Here is a 15830-nt window from a genome sequence, read left to right as displayed (position 1 = left end):
GATTCTGCACACGATCGGATGAATGTGGGACAGAGAGGGCGGCGAGAGGGGTGTTCGCCGCTACATTCACGCCGTTCACAGGGCCGGGACTCCGGTCCGTCGCGTCAGGAAACCGTGGAGCCGATGACGGAACGACCTGCCCAGCGCGTCCCCAACCGGCAGCTCGCGGTGCTGATCGCGGAAGCCGGATTCTCCAACGCCGGGCTCGCCCGCCGCGTCGACCAGCTCGGCCTGGAGCACGGTCTCGATCTGCGGTACGACAAGACCTCCGTGACCCGGTGGCTGCGCGGGCAGCAGCCGCGCGGGACGACGCCGGCGCTGATCGCCGAGGTCTTCACCCGGCGGCTGGGGCGGCGGCTCTCCGCGCAGGACCTGGGGCTGGACGCCTGCGCGCCCGTGTACGCGGGGCTGGAGTTCGCGGCCACCCCGGAGGAGGCCGTGGACATCGCGAGCGGGCTGTGGCGCAAGGACTCCGGCTCCCCCGCCGAGCTGCGGAAGATCGCCTTCACCCCGGCCGGGCTGGTCGTGCCCAGCCGGGACTGGCTCATCGGGCGGGCCGACGAGCGGGTGGGGCGCGGCGCCCACCCGGTGACACCGTCGGACGCCGCCCGCGTCCCCGTGCAGGGGCGGGCCTCGGTGCCCCGCCAGCGGCAGATCGACCGGGGACCCGGGCAGCGCGTGACGGGCGGGGACATCGCGGCGCTGCGCTCGGTGAGCGAGCTGTTCCGCACCCTGGACCACGCCTACGGCGGCGGCCACGCCCGCCAGGCCCTGGTGCGCTACCTGGAGCACGAGGCCGAGCCGATGCTCCGCGGGACCTACGGGGAAACCACCGGGCGCCGGCTGTTCTCCGCCGCCGCCGACCTGACCCGGCTCGCCGGCTGGACCTCGTACGACATCGCCGCCCACGGGCTGGCCCAGCGGTACTTCGTGCAGGCGCTGCGCCTCGCGCAGGCGGCGGGCGATCGGCCGTACGGGTCCTACGTGCTGGTCACGATGAGTCGGCAGGCGGTCTACCTGGGCCACGGCCGGGAGGCGGTGCAGCTGGCGCGCGTGGCCCAGCAGGGCGTCGGCTCCGGTCCCCCGCCGGTGGTGCAGGCCCTGCTGCACTCGGCGGAGGCACGCGGCCACGCGGTCCTCGGCGAGGTGCGGGCGTCGACGGCCTCGCTGGTGCGGGCCGAGCGGGCGCTGGGCGCGGCCCGGCCGGGGGACGACGTACCGCACTGGGCCCGGTTCTTCGACGAGGCGCAGCTGGCGGACGAGTTCGGGCACTGCCACCGGGACCTCCAGCAGTACCGGGCCTCGGCGCAGCACGCGGAGCGGTCCTTGCAGCTGCGGGCGCCGGGGTACGCGCGGTCGCGGCTGTTCTGCCGGGTGGTGCTGGCCACGGCGCGGCTGGGGCTGGGCGAGCTGGACCAGGCGTGCGCGCTGGGCGCGGAGGCGGCGCAGCAGGCGATGGAGATGCGGTCGGTGCGTGCGGTGGAGTACGTACGGGACTTCGAGCGGCGGCTGGAGCCGTACCGGGACGCCTCGGCGGTGCGGACCTACCGGGACCGGGTGGCGGCCCTGTCGTGACCCGGGGTGCCGCGGGGCGCCGGGTGGCGGCCCTGTCGTGACCCGGGGTGCCGCGGGGCGCGGCGGCCCGTCCTGAGCCGGGGCCCGGTCCGGTGCGTCTGGACCGGGCCCCTGTGTCGTGGGTGGTTCTCAGGCAGCCACCGGAAGGGCCGGCGCCGGGGCTGCCGGGAGCGGGATGCCGAAGTCGCGCAGGACGGCGGTGGTGGCGCGGCGGGCGGAACGCAGGGCGCCCTGGACGGTATTGGTGTCCCGGTGGTCCCCGCACACGTACAGCCCGGCCAGGACGCGCACCGGACGCCGCAGGTCGTGGGGCGGGGGCATGGCGGGGACGGCCTCCGGGGTGTGGTGGACGGCCAGCAGCTCCCAGTCGCGGGTGGCGGTGTCGTAGAGGCGGGCGAGGCGCGAGGCGACCGTACGCGGGGATGGCGGCGGGCCGAGGACGGTGGTGGTGACCAGGCTCCGGCCGGCCGGGGCCCGCGTCGGGTCGACGGCGCTCATGACGGTGGTGTGGGAGACGGGCCACTTGGGGTCCGCGTCGAGGAGCAGCGAGCCGTCCCAGGTCAGGGGTGCGGCGGTGGCGTGGTGCAGGACGGTGACCTCGTGGAAGCCGGGCACGCGCAGGCCGGGCAGGAGCCCGGCGGCGGCGCGGGCGCCGGTGGCCAGGAGGACGGAGCGGCAGCCGAAGTCGCCGTGCTCCTCGGTGGTGACCAGGTTGGTCGCCACCGACCGGACCCGGACCCCGGTGCGGACGGTGCCGGGCGGCAGCCCGGCGGCGAGGAGCTCGGGCAGGGCCGCCGCGCCGCCTTCGGGCACGGCGAGGCGGCCGCGGGCGAAGCCGCGCAGGGCGAGGTCGGCGACCCGGCTGGAGGTGGTGAGCTCCGGGTCGCGGAGCAGGGCGGCGAGCAGCGGCCGGAGCACTCCGTTGATCGTGCGCGGGGGCAGGCCGCGGGAGCGCAGGGCGGCGAGCGCGGTGCGCTCGGGCCGGGCGAGCAGGCGTTCCTCGGGCAGGGCGGCGAGCCGCCCCAGCGCGGCGCTGAGCCGAGCCTGGTCGAGGGAGCCGCTGGCCAGGGCGCGGGCCGGGGTGAGGGCCCCGGCCCGGAGGTGTCTGCCCTCGGTGTGGACCAGGACCCCGGGCGCGAAGGGGCGCAGGGGCAGGGCGGACAGGCCGGGGGTCCGGCCGAGTTCCGTGTACGAGGTGTTGAGCAGCTGGCCGATCCGGTCCAGCCGGAATCCGTCGGCCGAGACGGTGGCCATCCGGCCGCCGGGGTCGTCGGCGGCCTCCAGAACGGTGACCGCGACCCCCGCTGCGATCAGGTGGTGCGCGGCCGCGAGTCCTGAGACTCCGGCTCCTACGATGACGACGTCCGCATTGAGCACGTGCCCCTCCCCGAGGTCGGCGCGGCTGTGTGGGGGTCCTCCTTCCCCTAACGGGCTCCAGGGGAACCCAAGTTGGTTGGGGTATTGCGGTCATCTCCGGTCGCACAGCGGTCGCATCCGGCTCACAAACGGTCGCACGACGGTCGCACGCCGGTCGCACGGTCCGCTATCCGGTACGGAGGGAAGCCCGGATGGCCTGCTCGACGCCGGGGTCCTGGAAGACGAAGCCCGACTCCAGCAGCCGGGTGGGGCGGGCCCGTTGACTGCCCAGCACGTCCGAGGCGAACTCCCCGAGCACGATGCGCAGGGCCGCCGCCGGCACGGGCAGCACCGCGGGCCGGTGCAGTACGCGGGCCATGGCCGCCGTGATCTGGCGGTTGGTCAGCGGCTCGGGGCCGGTGAGGTTGACCGGGCCGGAGACGGAGGGGGTGTCGATGATGTGGCGCAGGGCCGCGATCTCATCGCGCAGGGAGATGTACGGCCAGTACTGGCGGCCGTTGCCGAGCCGGCCGCCGAGGCCGGCGCGGAAGAGCGGGAACATCCTGCCCCAGGCCCCGCCGTCGCGGGCGACGACCAGGCCGGTACGGGCGAAGGCGGTACGGATCCCGGCCGCGCGGGCCGGCTCCGCGGCCGCCTCCCACTCGACGCAGACCTCTGCGAGGAAGCCGTCCCCTGCCGGGGAGTCCTCGTCGAGGGCCCGGTCGCCGGCGTCGCCGTAGTACCCGACGGCGGACCCGACGACGAACACCTGCGGCGGCTGCTCCAGCGCGGCGAGCGCCCGGGCCATCGCGGCCGTGCCGAGGACCCGGCTGTCGCGGATCTCCTTCTTGTACGCGGCCGTCCACCGGTGGTCCCCGACCCCGGCCCCGGCCAGATGCACGACGGCCCCGCAGCCGGCCAGCGCGCCGGCATCGACGTACCCCCCGGCGGGATCCCACCGCGCCTCGTCCGCCCCGGCGGGCGCCCCCCGCACGAACCGCACCACCTCGTGCCCGTCCCCCCGGAGGGACCGCACGAGGGCACTGCCGATGAGCCCGCTGGAACCGGTGACTGCGATACGCATGCCCCCATCCTGCCGGGTCGCTGCGCCCGCTCGGCCGAATCGGGTCCGCTCCGGTACGCGCCGCCCCGTGCCTGCGCCCACCGGCCCCGGCCCCGCGCCCGGCACCCTGCGGGACCGGTGGCGGGCACATTCGCCGGGGGCTGGATGCCGGGGGCCGGATTGCGCGGAGCGCAATTTCAGCCGCGCCGGCGTTTGAGGCGCGGGGTCCGGGGCGGAGCCCCGGGACCGGGCGGAGCCCGGCTCTGGCGCGCGGCACCAGCCCGGCCGCAGCCACTCGCCGCCCGCCGACGCTTGAGCCAAACTCAGCCTCGCCGGCGATTGAGGGGCGGGGCAGAGCCCCGGGGGTCAGGTTGTGCCGAGCCAGGTGCCCACCGCGTAGGTGACGGCCATGGCCAGGGCGCCCCCGACCACGTTGCGGCCGACCGCGCGGAGCGCAGGGGCTCCGCCCAGCCGTGCGCTGAGCACCCCGCACAGCGTGAGCGCCGCCAGCACCGCCCCCACCGTCACCGGCACCCGCTCCGACGGCCCCGGCAGCACGATCGCCAGCAGCGGCAGCAGCGCCCCCACCGTGAAGGCGACCAGGCTGGCCAGCGCCGCATGCCACGGATTGGCCAGCTCGTCGGGGTCGATTCCCAGCTCCACCCGGGCGTGAGCCCGCAGCGCGTCGCGCTCCGTCAGCTGTTCGGCCGCCTCCCGCGCCAGCGGCCGGCTCAGTCCCCGCCCCATCAGCAGCTCGGTGAGCTCCTCCAGCTCCGCTTCCGGCTCCTCGGCCAGTTCCCGCCGCTCCAGATCCAGCGCCGCCCGTTCCGAATCCCGCTGGGAGCTGACCGACACGTACTCCCCCGCCGCCATGGACAGCGAGCCCGCCAGCAGTCCGGCCACACCCGCCGCCAGGATCGCCGAGCGCGAGGTGGTGGCCCCGGCCACGCCGACCACCAGGCCGGCCGTGGAGATGATCCCGTCGTTGGCCCCGAGCACCCCCGCCCGCAGCCAGTTCAGCCGCGTGCTGATGTCCGCCCCGCCGCCCCCGTGGGCCTCGAGGTGCGCCTGCGTCGGGGCGGCGGCCGGGGCCGGGCCCTCGCCGGAGTCTTCGTTTACCGTCACGCCACCACTGTCGTGGCACCGGCCCTACGGGGCCACCCGGCGGAGCGGTCCAGGGTGCGCGGTCCCGGCCCCCGTACCAGGGTGGAGGGGTGAGACGCGGACGCGGGGAGCCAGGCTGGCTGCGCGGGGAGCCGCCACCGCGCTGGGCCCGGTTCGCGCCCGCGGTGGCCCTCGTGGTGCTGGTCCTCGCCCAGGACCTCACCCCCGGCGACGTGGAGCTCGGCTACTTCCTCGCCGGTCTGCCGCCGGTGGCCGCCTTCGCGTACGGGGCGGCCGGAACCGCGTTCTTCGCCGCCGTCGTGCTCCTCCTGCTGGGCGTGCCCAGCCTCGGCATCTCCCACGCCCGGGGCACTGACCTGGCCACGGTGGCCACGGTCGGGCTGCTGAGCGTGGTGATCGCCTGGGTCCGACGGCGCCGGGACGCGCAACTGGTCAGCGTACGGACGGTGGCGGAGGCGGCGCAGCTGGCGGTCCTCCCCCCAGTACCGGAACGGGTGGGTCCGGTGGCCTGCTCCGGCCTCTACCGGGCGGCCCAGCGCGGCACCCTGGTCGGCGGGGACCTGTACGACGTGCGGGCGGGGCCGTACGGGGTGCGGGCGCTGGTCGGCGACGTACAGGGGCACGGCCTGGCGGCGGTCGCCACCGTGGCGGCGCTGCTCGGGGCCTTCCGCGAGGCGGTGCTCGACGACGCGGAGCTGTCGGCGGTCGCGGCCCGGCTGGACCGGCGGCTGACGGCGGACGCCGCCGCCGCGTCCGTGGAGCACCCCGAACTGTTCACGACGGCGGTGCTGATGGAGTTCCCGCCCGGGCTGGACCTCGTACGGATCGTGTCGTGCGGGCACCCGCCCGCCCTGCACCTGCGCGGGCCGCAGGTCGAGGAGGTCGCCGTGGAGCCGGGTCCGCCGCTGGGCCTGGGGCTGGCGGGGCAGCTGCCGTCGACGGTGGCGGAGCTGCCGGTGCGGCCCGGGGACCGGTTCCTGCTGCACACCGACGGGGTGACCGAGGCCCGGGACGCGGCGGGGCATTTCTATCCGCTGGCCGCGCGGGTGCCCGTACTGGCGACGGATCCGGCGGGCCTGGTCGAGTCGGTGTGGCGGGACCTGGCGGCCTTCACGGGCGGCGGCCCGCGCGACGACGTGGCCCTGCTGCTGCTCCGCCTGGACGGATGACCACTCCGTGCCGGTCCTGCGGCCGGCACGGAGTGGGTGGTGACCGGCTGTCACGCCTCCTGGATGAACGTGCGCACCATCTTGCAGGTGACATTGGACGGCCGGTGGATCCCCGTCCGGACGGCCATCGTCCGGATCTTCCGGTTGGTGGCGCGCCGGGCGTCATACGTCCCCGAGTCGAGCAGGGATATCGCCAGGCGCATCGCCTTCAGACGGCGGTTGTGGCTCTCGTACCACTCGCGGGGCAGGCCCGCCGGCAGCGGCTTCTTCTTGACGTGCTGGATGGTGGTGGCAGTGGCCATCTACAGCCTCCCAAACGGTAGTTGGCTTCCTGTCGTTCTCCCTCGATTTTACCGGGGACCACTGACAGAACCCCCTGGCCAGACCGACTTGGGACCGGCTCCGAGACCAACTCCGAGACCAACTGCCGGACCGGCTCAGGACCGTCTCTGGATAGGCTGGGGGCCATGGAGATCTGGATCAATCCCGCCTGTTCCAAGTGCCGCAGCGCGCTGACCCTGCTGGACGCGGAGGGCGCCGACTACACCGTGCGCCGCTACCTGGAGGACGTGCCCTCCGAGGACGAGATCCGCGAGGTGCTCGGCCGCCTCGGGCTGGAGCCCTGGGACATCACGCGCACCTCGGACCCGCTGGCCAAGGAGACGGGCGTACGGGAACTGCCGCGCGAGGAGACCGACGCGGCGCGGGCCCGCTGGATCGCCCACCTGGCCGCGCACCCGAAGCTGATCCAGCGCCCGATCATCACCGCCGAGGACGGCACGGCCGTTGTCGCGCGCTCCGAGGAGGCCGTCCGCGACGCCCTGTCGCGCAAGGGCTAGTCGAGGACCAGCCGCCGGGCGATCTCCTCGGCCGCCAACAGCGGCAGCGCGTGGTGCGAGACCCCGGGGAGTACGTCGATGCGCGCGCCCGGCAGCGCGGCGGCCGCGGCCCGGGCCGCGCGGGCGGAGTCGTGGCAGCGGGCGCGCTCGGCGAACAGGACGTGCACCGGCAGTTCCCCGAGCCCGGCCGGCCCGGCGAGGCCGGGGCGCGGGCCGGTGACCGGTCGGACGGTGGGGAAGCCGGCGGTCTCGTCCTGGAGCCGCAGCCAGGCCGGGTCCAGCGCGGCACCGCCGGTCTCCCACGCCAGGAAGGACCGGATCCGGCGCGGGGTGGGCCGTACCAGCATGGGCAGCGCGCGCAGCACGTAGCCGGGGCGGAGTCCGGTGAAGACCTGGGTCGGGTCGAGCAGGACGAGGCGGTCGAGCCGGGTGGCGTCGCGGGTGGCGTCCCGGGTCGCGCAATGAGCGGCGTAATGGGCGGCGATCCAGGCCCCGTACGAGTGCCCGCCGAGGGTGACGGCCTGCCGGCCGGGGCCGCCGGCTCCCCCTGCGAGGGAGTCCAGCACCGCGTCGAGCCAGCCGACGAGGTCCCCGGTGGTCCGTACCGGCCGCCCCGCCGCGGGGACACTGAGCCCCGGATCCCCCACCAGGTCGACGGCGTGCACGCGGTGGCCCCGGGCGAGCCCGGCCGCGGCGCAGGCCCCCCACACGGTGGAGGTGGCCCCGCCGCCGGGAAGCAGGACCAGCGGCGGCGCGCCCGCCGGGCCGCAGCTGTTGACGCGGGTGACGCCGTACGGGGTGGGCAACTCGACGGCCTCGACCGGCCCTGGCCAGTGCCCCAGGGCGGCGTCGTAGGCGGCCCGGAAGGATGCCGTCGGGGAGGTGGCCGGCCCCGTCGGCTGCGCTGGCTGCGCCGGCACGGCTGGGTTGGCTGGGTTGGCTGGATCGGCTGGATCGGCCGAGTTGGCCGGGTCCGCTGGACTGACCGGCATGGCTGGCTCCTATGTCTCGCCAGACGATAATCTCGCTCAGCGAGGGATATTAGGCGGAGGCGATGTGCACGACAACCGGGAACCCGACCATCTGCACCTGGTGCACCTACTGCGGGCGGTGACCGTCGAATTCGGGCTGCGCCAGGCTGAGTTCGCCTCACGCAACGACATGCACCCCACCGACGTACGGGCCTTGATCTGTCTGCTGGACGCGGCCCGCGCCGGCGAGTCGGCCACGGCGGGCTTGCTCGGTACCCGACTCGGCCTCAACTCCGCGGGCACCACCGCCGTGATCGACCGGCTTGAGCGGCTCGGCCACGTGGCGCGGGTCCGCGACGCCCGCGACCGCCGCCGCATCCTGCTGCGCGTGGAGCCGGAGGCGATCCGCCTCGGCCGCGAGTTCTTCGGCCCCCTGATCGACGGGCTGCTACGGGTGCTGGACTCCTTCGACCCCGCTGAACGGGAGACGGTCCACCGCTTCCTGACGGCCGCCCACACCATCTTCGCCGGGGAGCCGGGCCCATGACGTTTCCTGACTTGGGCAGCGGCGGGGGCGTGGGTTCCGGGGCGGGGGCGGGCTCCCGGGCGGGCTCCGGCTTTCGCTTCGACTCCGGCGCGGGCGCCTGCGCCGGCTCGGACTCGGACTCGGACTCGGACTCGGACTCGGACTCGGACTCGGACTCGGACTCGGACTCGGACTCCGGATCCGGCTCCGGTTCCGGTTCCGGTTCCGGTTCCGGTTCCGGTTCCGGTTCCGGTTCCGGTTCCGACCTGCACCTGGAACTCTCCGCCGAAGGCGCCCGGCGGACCGCCCTGGCGCAGGCCCTGCGCGGCGCCGTACAGAGCGGCCGGCTGGCGGGCGGGACCCGGCTGCCGCCCTACCGGACGCTGGCCGCCGACCTCGGGCTGGCCCGCAGCGCCGTCGCCGACGCGTACGCCGAACTGGTCGCCGAGGGCTGGTTCACCGCCCGCCAGGGCTCCGGAACCCGGGTCGCGGAAGGGGCAGCGACCGCGGCCGCCGCACCCGCCGCACCGGCCGGGCCCGACCCCGAAGGCCCCCGCCTCGACCTCCTCCAGGGCGAGCCCGACCCGGCCTCCTTCCCGCGCGGCCCCTGGGCCGCCAGCGCCCGGCGGGCCCTCGCCGAGGCGCCCACCGAGGCCTTCGGCCCCGGCGATCCGCAGGGCCGGCCGGAGCTGCGGCGGGCGCTGGCCGGCTATCTGTCCCGGGCACGGGGCGTGCGTACCGGCCCGGAGAACATCGTGATCTGCTCCGGCTTCGCCAACGGCCTGCGCCTCCTCGCCTCGATCCGCCCGCGGGACTGGGCCGTCGAGGCGTACGGACTCCCCTTCCACCACGGAATCCTCCAAGCCGCCGGGGTCCGCCCGCATCCCGTCCCCGTCGACGAGGACGGCGCCCGGACCGACGCAGTCGCGGGCCGGGCACGCACCCTGCTCCTCACCCCGGCGCACCAGTTCCCGACCGGCGGCCGCCTGCTGCCGGCGCGGCGCGCCGCCGCCGTGGAGTGGGCGCGCAGCGTCGGCGGACTGATCGTGGAGGACGACTACGACGGGGAGTTCCGTTACGACCGCAAGCCGGTCGGTGCCGTGCAGGGCCTGGCTCCCGACCAGGTGGTGTACGCGGGCTCGCTCAGCAAAAGCCTGTCGCCGGCGCTGCGGCTCGGCTGGCTGGTCCTCCCGGACCACCTGGTCGATCCCGTCCTGGCGGCGAAGGGGCTCCACGAGTCCTGGGCGAGCGCGCTGGACCAGCTGGCGCTGGCCGACTTCATCGAGTGCGGCGGCTACGACCGGCACGTGCGCCGGATGCGCCGCCGCTACCGGGACCGCCGCGACCAGCTGGTCTCCGTACTGGCGGCCCGCGCCCCGCAGGTCCGGGTGACGGGCATCTCGGCGGGCCTGCACGCGGTGGTGGAGCTCCCCCCGGGCCGCGAGGCCCGGGCCTTGAGTGCGGCCCACGCGGCCGGCCTCGCCCTGGACGGCCTCTCCTCCTACCACCACCCCGCCGCACCCGGCCCACCCCGCGAGGGCCTGGTGGTGGGCTACGCGGCACCCCCGAACGCGGCCTTCGCCAGGGCCATGGAGGTATTGGGGGAGGTGGCGCGGGGGGTGCACACGGGCCCGTCAGGGAGCGACTGTTCAGTTCCCTAGGCCGGCCAAGGCCCACCACCCAAGCCGGGCAGCGCCGCGGCGCGGGCACCCGGCAGCCCGACCTGCACCGAACACCGGCCAGAAGCCCGTCCGGAGCGGCGTGCGCGTCAGATCGGTACGCGCTCCTCACGTCTCAGCGCCTGCGGACCGTCGGGGGCGGTAGGGGGCATCCAAGTGGGCGGAGGCTAGCGGAGGAGCCACTGCCTGGTCAGCGCCATGACCTCGGCGCGGGAACGGCCGGGGTGGTCGGCGGCGATGAAGTGGTAGCCGATCCGGAGGGAGAAGGCGAGCATGCAGCGGACCTCGACTTCGTCCTCGTCGGGACAGAAGGAGCGGAAGAGGGAACGCAGGTAGTCCATGCGGCGGTTGTCGCAGCGCCGGAGGCGCTGTGCGACGTCTTCGTCGCGCCGTGCCCAGTCGCGGATCGCGAGGTCGGCCGCGACGCCCGTCGTCGGGCCGTCGGCGGACGAGGCGATCGCGAAGAGGCGCTCCAGCTTGGCCCTCGCGTCTCCCCCGCCGCCTTCGACCTGTTCGATCACCGACTCGGTGACCCCGCGCTCCCAGGTGTCGAGCATCTCCGTGAGCAGCGCGCCCCGGTTGTCGAAGTACCCGTAGAAGCCGCCCTTGCTGACGCCGAGCGCCTGCGCCAGCGGCTCGATCCGCACGGCCTCAGGGCCCCCGGCGGCCAGGGCCCTGAGGCCCTCCTCGATCCACTTGCCGCGAGGCGTCCGCGTCACGCCCATGATGTACCTCCCTCGTCTATACGGTGCCGTATAGACGGTGCTAGCTTTGATCTATACGGCATCGTATAGATAGGGGCACCAGATGAGACTCCCCATAACCGCGCACACCTCCCGTCCCTGGCGGATCCACGAGATCGCCGGCGACTTCCAAGTCGAGGACGTGTGGGCACTCCCGACACCAGGCGGTCCCGACGACCTCGCGCGACTGGTGGACCAGTTCACCCACGGCACCGGGGAACCCCTCTCCGCCCCGATTCCGCGCATGCTCTTCGCGATCCGCTGGAAGCTGGGCAAACTCTTCGGCTGGGACAAGACCGACGCCGGGGTCGGCACCCGTGTGCACTCGCTCCGCAATCGACTGCCGGAGGACCTCCGCGAGGGCCCCCGGGGTGCCGACCTCGGCGCGGTCCCTTTCACCTCCGTCTACCAGACCCACGACGAGTGGGTGGCCGAGATGGGCAACCGAACGGTGCACGGGCTCATGCACATCGGCTGGGTCCCCGACGGAACCGGCGGCTACCGCGGCCAGATGGCCGTCCTGGTCAAGCCGAACGGCCGCCTCGGCGCCGTATACATGGCAGCCATCAAGCCCTTCAGGTACCTCGGGGTCTACCCGGCACTGATTCGGGGAATCGGCCGCGAGTGGCAAGCGAACTCCACCGAAAGAACCGCGGGCTGACCCCTCCCTCCATGGACGGCCTCGGCCACCGCGACCGGCGTCGATGAGCCCCGGACGGTCCGCGGACGCCGAGACGTGAGGAGCGCGTGGCGATCTGACGCGCGCGTGGCCTCGGAGGGGCTTCTCGCCGCTGTCTGGTGCAGGTAGAGCCCCACCCCGTCCGGAGTCTGATGAATTCGGGCCCGGGCGGAGGTATGCCTGGCGCCCGTGCCTCCATCGCCGCCCGGCTTGGGTGGTGGGCCCCCAAACCCTCACCGGTTCCGAGCCGCTCGGGCCCCGCTCACCAGCGACGGTGAGCGCAGCATCAAGACCCCGCCCAGGCGCAAGCGCCGCTCTTCATCTCATCCCCACGCTCCCCCCACGTAAGGTGGCCCGAGTAGCAAATCAGGACGTACCGCACCAAAGGGACCCACCGTGAACGAGCAGCCGCAGCAGCCGCAGCCGCAGCACCCGTCGCGGCCCGCCACCGGCGGGCCCTCGCTTCCGCCGCCCCGGCGCGGGGCCGACTGGATGTTCGGCGGGGTGTACGGGACGGTGCTGGCCAGTGGGCTGCTGGCCGCGCTGCATCAGAACGGCGAGGACTACACGCCGTTCTACGACGCCAGCTGGGTGCTCGTCACGGCGGCCACCGCCGCACTCGCGCACGGGTACTCGCACCACATGACCACCCACCAGCGGGGCCCGGCCCGCCATCTGTGGCGACTGCTGACCCGGGCGCTGTGGAACGAGTGGCCCATGATCGCGGCCACCCTGCCCACCGTCCTGCTGCTGGTCATCGCGGGGCTCGCCGGCTGGGACCCGTACGGGGTCACCGCCGTCGGCCTCGGCCTGAACACCGCGCTGCTCTTCGCCTGGGGTTCCTTCGTGGCGATCCGGGTCGGCTACCGGCTCAGCTCCGCGCTGCTCATCGGCCTGGCCGACACCACGATCGGCCTGGCGATCATCGTGGCGAACGCCGTCATCAAGTAGCCCCTCACCCCGCCAGCTGCCCCTCCGCCTTCGCCAAAAGCTCCGTCAGCCGAGCCCCGAACTCCGCCCCCCGCGGATCCGGCACCCCCGTCCGGGCGGCAGTGAGCAGTGCGTCCAGGGCGCGCCCGTAGGCGCCCGGGACATCGCTCCAGCCGGGCAGCGCGTGGACCCCCTCGGTGCCGCGCAGTTCCAGGCCCACCCCGGCGGCCGCCTGCGGGGCGCCCAGGCTGAGTACGGCGGTGCTGGCCGCGCCGGAGGCGTGTCGCAGGGCCAGCTGGACCACGTCGGACGGGCCCCGGGTGGCACTGACTGCGGTGACGTCGCCGAGGATCGGGATCAGTACGGAGAGCGCGTGCGGGCCGACGTCCCACAGCCCGCCCTTGGTCTTGCGCCAGGGCGAGTCGGCGTACGCGCTGGGCGTGCCGTCGGGCGGGAAGACGGCGCCGAGCCAGTGCGCGGAGGCGGTGAACCAGCCGGAGCGCCCGGCCTGTTCGGCGACCCACCCGGCCGTGGGCTCGGCGAAGCGCAGGGTGAGGAAGACGACGGAGGCGACCTCGTGGCGCGCCACGGCTTCGGCGACGGCCCGGGCGTCCTCGACGGTCGTCGCGACGGGCTTGTCGAGCAGCAGGTGGCAGCCGGCGGCGGCCGCGCGCACGGCGAGCGGGGCCTGGACATCCGGGGGCAGGGCGAAGGCCACGACGTCACAGTCGGCGAACAGCGCGTCGGGGTCTTCGTACACCTTCACGCCGTACTCGCCCGCCAGCTCGGCCGCGGCTTCGGGCCGGCGGCCCCACACTCCGGCGAACTCGGAGCCGGAGTGCGCGGCCAGCGCGGGGGCATGCGTACGGTGCGCCCAGGGGCCGGTGCCCAGCAGGCCGATCCGGGGTCGGAGGCCTGCGGGGACCTGTTGGGCGGCACTCTCGAGGGCGCTCTCGGCGGGGTCTCCGGCGGAAGTCACATCAGACAAAATGCTCACCTGACCAGTCTGCCCCACCCGGACGGACGCTCCGCCGCCGACCCGCTGCCGGCCCGCACAACCCACCCCGCCTGCGGCGTAAACGTCGGTAACACGGGGTTCACACACGGGCAACGGATGGGAAATCGCGGCGGGGCACGCTGCGGTGACACCGCAGCGATGAAGCAGCGACCAGCAGCACCCGCAGAGTCTGAGGATGGGGCCCGTGAGCTACAAGGCTGAGTACATCTGGATCGACGGCACCGAGCCGACGGCGAAGCTTCGCTCCAAGACGAAGATCCTGGCTGGGGGCCCCTCCCAGGCCGAAGGCTCTGGGGGAGGCGACGCGCTGCCGATCTGGGGCTTCGACGGATCGAGCACGAACCAGGCCGAGGGCCACGCCTCCGACCGCGTACTGCAGCCGGTCTTCTCCTGCCCGGACCCGATCCGCGGCGGGGACAACGTCCTGGTCCTGTGCGAGGTCATGAACATCGACATGACCCCGCACGAGTCGAACACCCGCGCGCTGCTGCGTCCGATCGCCGAGGAGTTCGCGGAGCAGGAGCCGATCTTCGGCATCGAGCAGGAGTACACCTTCTTCGACGGCTCCCGCCCGCTCGGCTTCCCGGTGAACGGCTTCCCGGCGGCGCAGGGCGGCTACTACTGCGGTGTCGGCTCGGACGAGATCTTCGGCCGTGCCATCGTCGAGAAGCACCTGGACCACTGCCTCGCGGCGGGCCTGAGCATCTCCGGCATCAACGCCGAGGTCATGCCCGGCCAGTGGGAGTTCCAGGTCGGCCCGGTCGGCCCGCTGGAGGTCTCGGACCAGCTGTGGATCGCGCGCTGGCTGCTCTACCGCACCGCCGAGGACTTCAACGTGTCGGCGACGCTGAACCCGAAGCCGGTGAAGGGCGACTGGAACGGCGCGGGCGCGCACACCAACTTCTCGACGAAGGCGATGCGCGAGGTCTACCGCGCGATCATCTCCGCGTGCGAGTCGCTCGGCGAGGGCAGCAAGCCGCTGGACCACGTGAAGAACTACGGCGCCGGCATCGACGAGCGCCTGACGGGTCTGCACGAGACCGCCCCGTGGAACGAGTTCAGCTACGGCGTCTCGGACCGCGGCGCCTCGGTCCGCATCCCGTGGCAGGTGGAGAAGGACGGCAAGGGCTACATCGAGGACCGCCGCCCGAACGCGAACGTGGACCCGTACGTGGTGACCCGCCTCATCACGGACACCTGCTGCACGGCCCTGAAGAAGGACGGCCTGGTCTGACACCGGCCCCCTGGCACCCTGGGCCCTGATCGGCACCCGCGGCGCCCGTTCTCCCTCCGGGGAGGGCGGGCGCCGTGCTGTCGGTGGGACGGACCGGCCCACGATGCGATACGGGGCGTCGAAATGGAGTGGCGTGGGCAACTGGACGGCTGATGGTATGTCGGGATTGCGACAGTCTGACGACGGCTTGATCGCGGAATTTGAGATTCCGCTCCATGCATTGAGACGGGGTCTGCCCCGAGCGGCGCACATCTGCTTGAATGAGGCCATGGCCAGCCATTCGCACACCTCGTCAGGTCGCAGCGACCTCGAGCCGTTCTGGCCGTCCCGTCAGGATCACGATTTCGACCGGGTGTGTTGCCGCGCGAAGAACGCGCCGGCCCTCTAAAGCCTCCGGGACCTCCCACCTGACCTTCCCCGAGGCCTTCGGTCTGCGCGGTACGACATCGATGACGCACGTACGTACGTCTCCTGCCGACCCTCCGCGTGAAAGAGCTGACCACTCATGGCGACCACCCGTACCCTCACTTCTGCCAACTCCTCTGCGACCTCTCCCCTGGCCTTCCCTCCCAGTCCGCGCCACCGGCTGCGGGCCGTGGACCGGGACGAGGTGGCCCGGGTCGTGGAGCTGCTCCCGCCCGGCGCCACCTGGCTGCCCGCGCCCCAGCACACCCTGCCGGCCCTGCCGGGCCACCCGCCGATGGTCGGCTACCTGGTCCTGGTGCCGGCCGACCAGCAGCCGCCGATCACCTTCGCCCCGCAGGCGGTGGCCGCCCCCGGACCGTCGGCCCCACCGGCCGCGCCGGCCGCCGAGGCCCCGGCCACCGCGGGCGACGCGCTGGTCCGCATCAACTCGGCGCAGCGCACCGCCGAGGTCGACGGACAGGTACTCGACCTGACTTAGACCGACCGGCAAATGGTGC

At 74.1% G+C, this 15830-nt stretch carries 15 protein-coding genes and 1 pseudogene; 9 read left to right on the top strand and 7 right to left on the bottom strand.

The window, feature by feature from the left end; genetic code table 11:
- Window positions 1-123: 123 nt before the first annotated feature.
- Complete coding sequence (locus tag J7E94_RS08795) at window positions 124-1575, top strand: regulator (protein ID WP_215013827.1); 1452 nt, start codon at window positions 124-126, stop codon at window positions 1573-1575.
- Between the two features lie 129 nt (window positions 1576-1704).
- On the opposite strand, the gene J7E94_RS08790 is transcribed toward J7E94_RS08795, so the two are convergent.
- From J7E94_RS08790 to J7E94_RS08780, 3 genes are all read right to left on the bottom strand, one after another.
- The gene (locus tag J7E94_RS08790; RefSeq protein ID WP_215013826.1) at window positions 1705-2952 is read right to left on the bottom strand and encodes an FAD-dependent oxidoreductase; all 1248 of its coding nucleotides are present in this window, start codon (window positions 2950-2952) and stop codon (window positions 1705-1707) included.
- Between the two features lie 166 nt (window positions 2953-3118).
- On the bottom strand, window positions 3119-4015 hold the full coding sequence (locus tag J7E94_RS08785; RefSeq protein WP_215013825.1) for a TIGR01777 family oxidoreductase: 897 nt from the start codon (window positions 4013-4015) through the stop codon (window positions 3119-3121).
- Between the two features lie 345 nt (window positions 4016-4360).
- On the bottom strand, window positions 4361-5119 hold the full coding sequence (locus J7E94_RS08780) for a VIT family protein (protein ID WP_215013824.1): 759 nt from the start codon (window positions 5117-5119) through the stop codon (window positions 4361-4363).
- Between the two features lie 89 nt (window positions 5120-5208).
- Here J7E94_RS08780 and J7E94_RS08775 point away from each other — a divergent pair, with 89 nt between their 5' ends.
- Window positions 5209-6288, top strand: a complete 1080-nt coding sequence (locus tag J7E94_RS08775; RefSeq protein WP_215013823.1) for a PP2C family protein-serine/threonine phosphatase — start codon at window positions 5209-5211, stop codon at window positions 6286-6288.
- Window positions 6289-6338: 50 nt separating this feature from the next.
- On the opposite strand, the gene J7E94_RS08770 is transcribed toward J7E94_RS08775, so the two are convergent.
- Window positions 6339-6590 (bottom strand): hypothetical protein, encoded by a 252-nt coding sequence (locus tag J7E94_RS08770; RefSeq protein WP_215013822.1) that lies wholly within the window; start codon window positions 6588-6590, stop codon window positions 6339-6341.
- Window positions 6591-6755: 165 nt separating this feature from the next.
- Between J7E94_RS08770 and J7E94_RS08765 the strand changes: the two genes are divergently transcribed.
- Window positions 6756-7127 (top strand): ArsC/Spx/MgsR family protein, encoded by a 372-nt coding sequence (locus J7E94_RS08765; RefSeq protein ID WP_215013821.1) that lies wholly within the window; start codon window positions 6756-6758, stop codon window positions 7125-7127.
- Here J7E94_RS08765 and J7E94_RS08760 read toward each other — a convergent pair.
- On the bottom strand, window positions 7124-8047 hold the full coding sequence (locus J7E94_RS08760; RefSeq protein WP_308344736.1) for an alpha/beta hydrolase: 924 nt from the start codon (window positions 8045-8047) through the stop codon (window positions 7124-7126). The genes J7E94_RS08765 and J7E94_RS08760 overlap by 4 nt on opposite strands.
- 136 nt (window positions 8048-8183) lie before the next feature.
- On the opposite strand from J7E94_RS08760, the gene J7E94_RS08755 reads away from it, so the two are divergent.
- Window positions 8184-8645 (top strand): MarR family transcriptional regulator, encoded by a 462-nt coding sequence (locus J7E94_RS08755; RefSeq protein WP_308344734.1) that lies wholly within the window; start codon window positions 8184-8186, stop codon window positions 8643-8645.
- Window positions 8642-10285, top strand: coding sequence for a PLP-dependent aminotransferase family protein (locus J7E94_RS08750; RefSeq protein WP_251056362.1), 1644 nt, complete (start codon window positions 8642-8644; stop codon window positions 10283-10285). The genes J7E94_RS08755 and J7E94_RS08750 overlap by 4 nt, the downstream gene beginning before the upstream one ends.
- Before the next feature lie 185 nt (window positions 10286-10470).
- Here J7E94_RS08750 and J7E94_RS08745 read toward each other — a convergent pair whose 3' ends face one another.
- A complete protein-coding gene (locus J7E94_RS08745; protein ID WP_215013816.1) occupies window positions 10471-11028 on the bottom strand; it encodes a TetR/AcrR family transcriptional regulator in 558 nt (185 codons plus the stop codon).
- Between the two features lie 82 nt (window positions 11029-11110).
- On the opposite strand from J7E94_RS08745, the gene J7E94_RS08740 reads away from it, so the two are divergent.
- Both J7E94_RS08740 and J7E94_RS08735 read left to right on the top strand, forming a co-directional pair.
- Window positions 11111-11707, top strand: a complete 597-nt coding sequence (locus tag J7E94_RS08740) for a DUF2867 domain-containing protein (RefSeq protein WP_215013815.1) — start codon at window positions 11111-11113, stop codon at window positions 11705-11707.
- A gap of 414 nt (window positions 11708-12121) precedes the next feature.
- The gene (locus J7E94_RS08735; protein ID WP_308344733.1) at window positions 12122-12676 is read left to right on the top strand and encodes a hypothetical protein; all 555 of its coding nucleotides are present in this window, start codon (window positions 12122-12124) and stop codon (window positions 12674-12676) included.
- A gap of 4 nt (window positions 12677-12680) precedes the next feature.
- Here J7E94_RS08735 and J7E94_RS08730 read toward each other — a convergent pair whose 3' ends face one another.
- Complete coding sequence (locus J7E94_RS08730) at window positions 12681-13634, bottom strand: Gfo/Idh/MocA family protein (protein ID WP_374224413.1); 954 nt, start codon at window positions 13632-13634, stop codon at window positions 12681-12683.
- A gap of 223 nt (window positions 13635-13857) precedes the next feature.
- Between J7E94_RS08730 and glnII the strand changes: the two genes are divergently transcribed.
- Window positions 13858-14907: a glutamine synthetase gene (glnII, locus tag J7E94_RS08725; protein WP_215013814.1), complete on the top strand. Its 1050-nt coding sequence runs from the start codon at window positions 13858-13860 to the stop codon at window positions 14905-14907.
- Window positions 14908-15412: 505 nt separating this feature from the next.
- A pseudogene (locus J7E94_RS08720) lies at window positions 15413-15808 on the top strand (winged helix family transcriptional regulator); the annotation flags it as partial.
- Window positions 15809-15830: the final 22 nt, after the last annotated feature.

The organism is Streptomyces sp. ISL-94 (genome assembly GCF_018614075.1).
Classification (GTDB): Bacteria; Actinomycetota; Actinomycetes; order Streptomycetales; family Streptomycetaceae; genus Streptomyces.
Note: the sequence above shows the minus strand (reverse complement) of the source record. Positions and strands in the feature narration are given on the sequence as shown.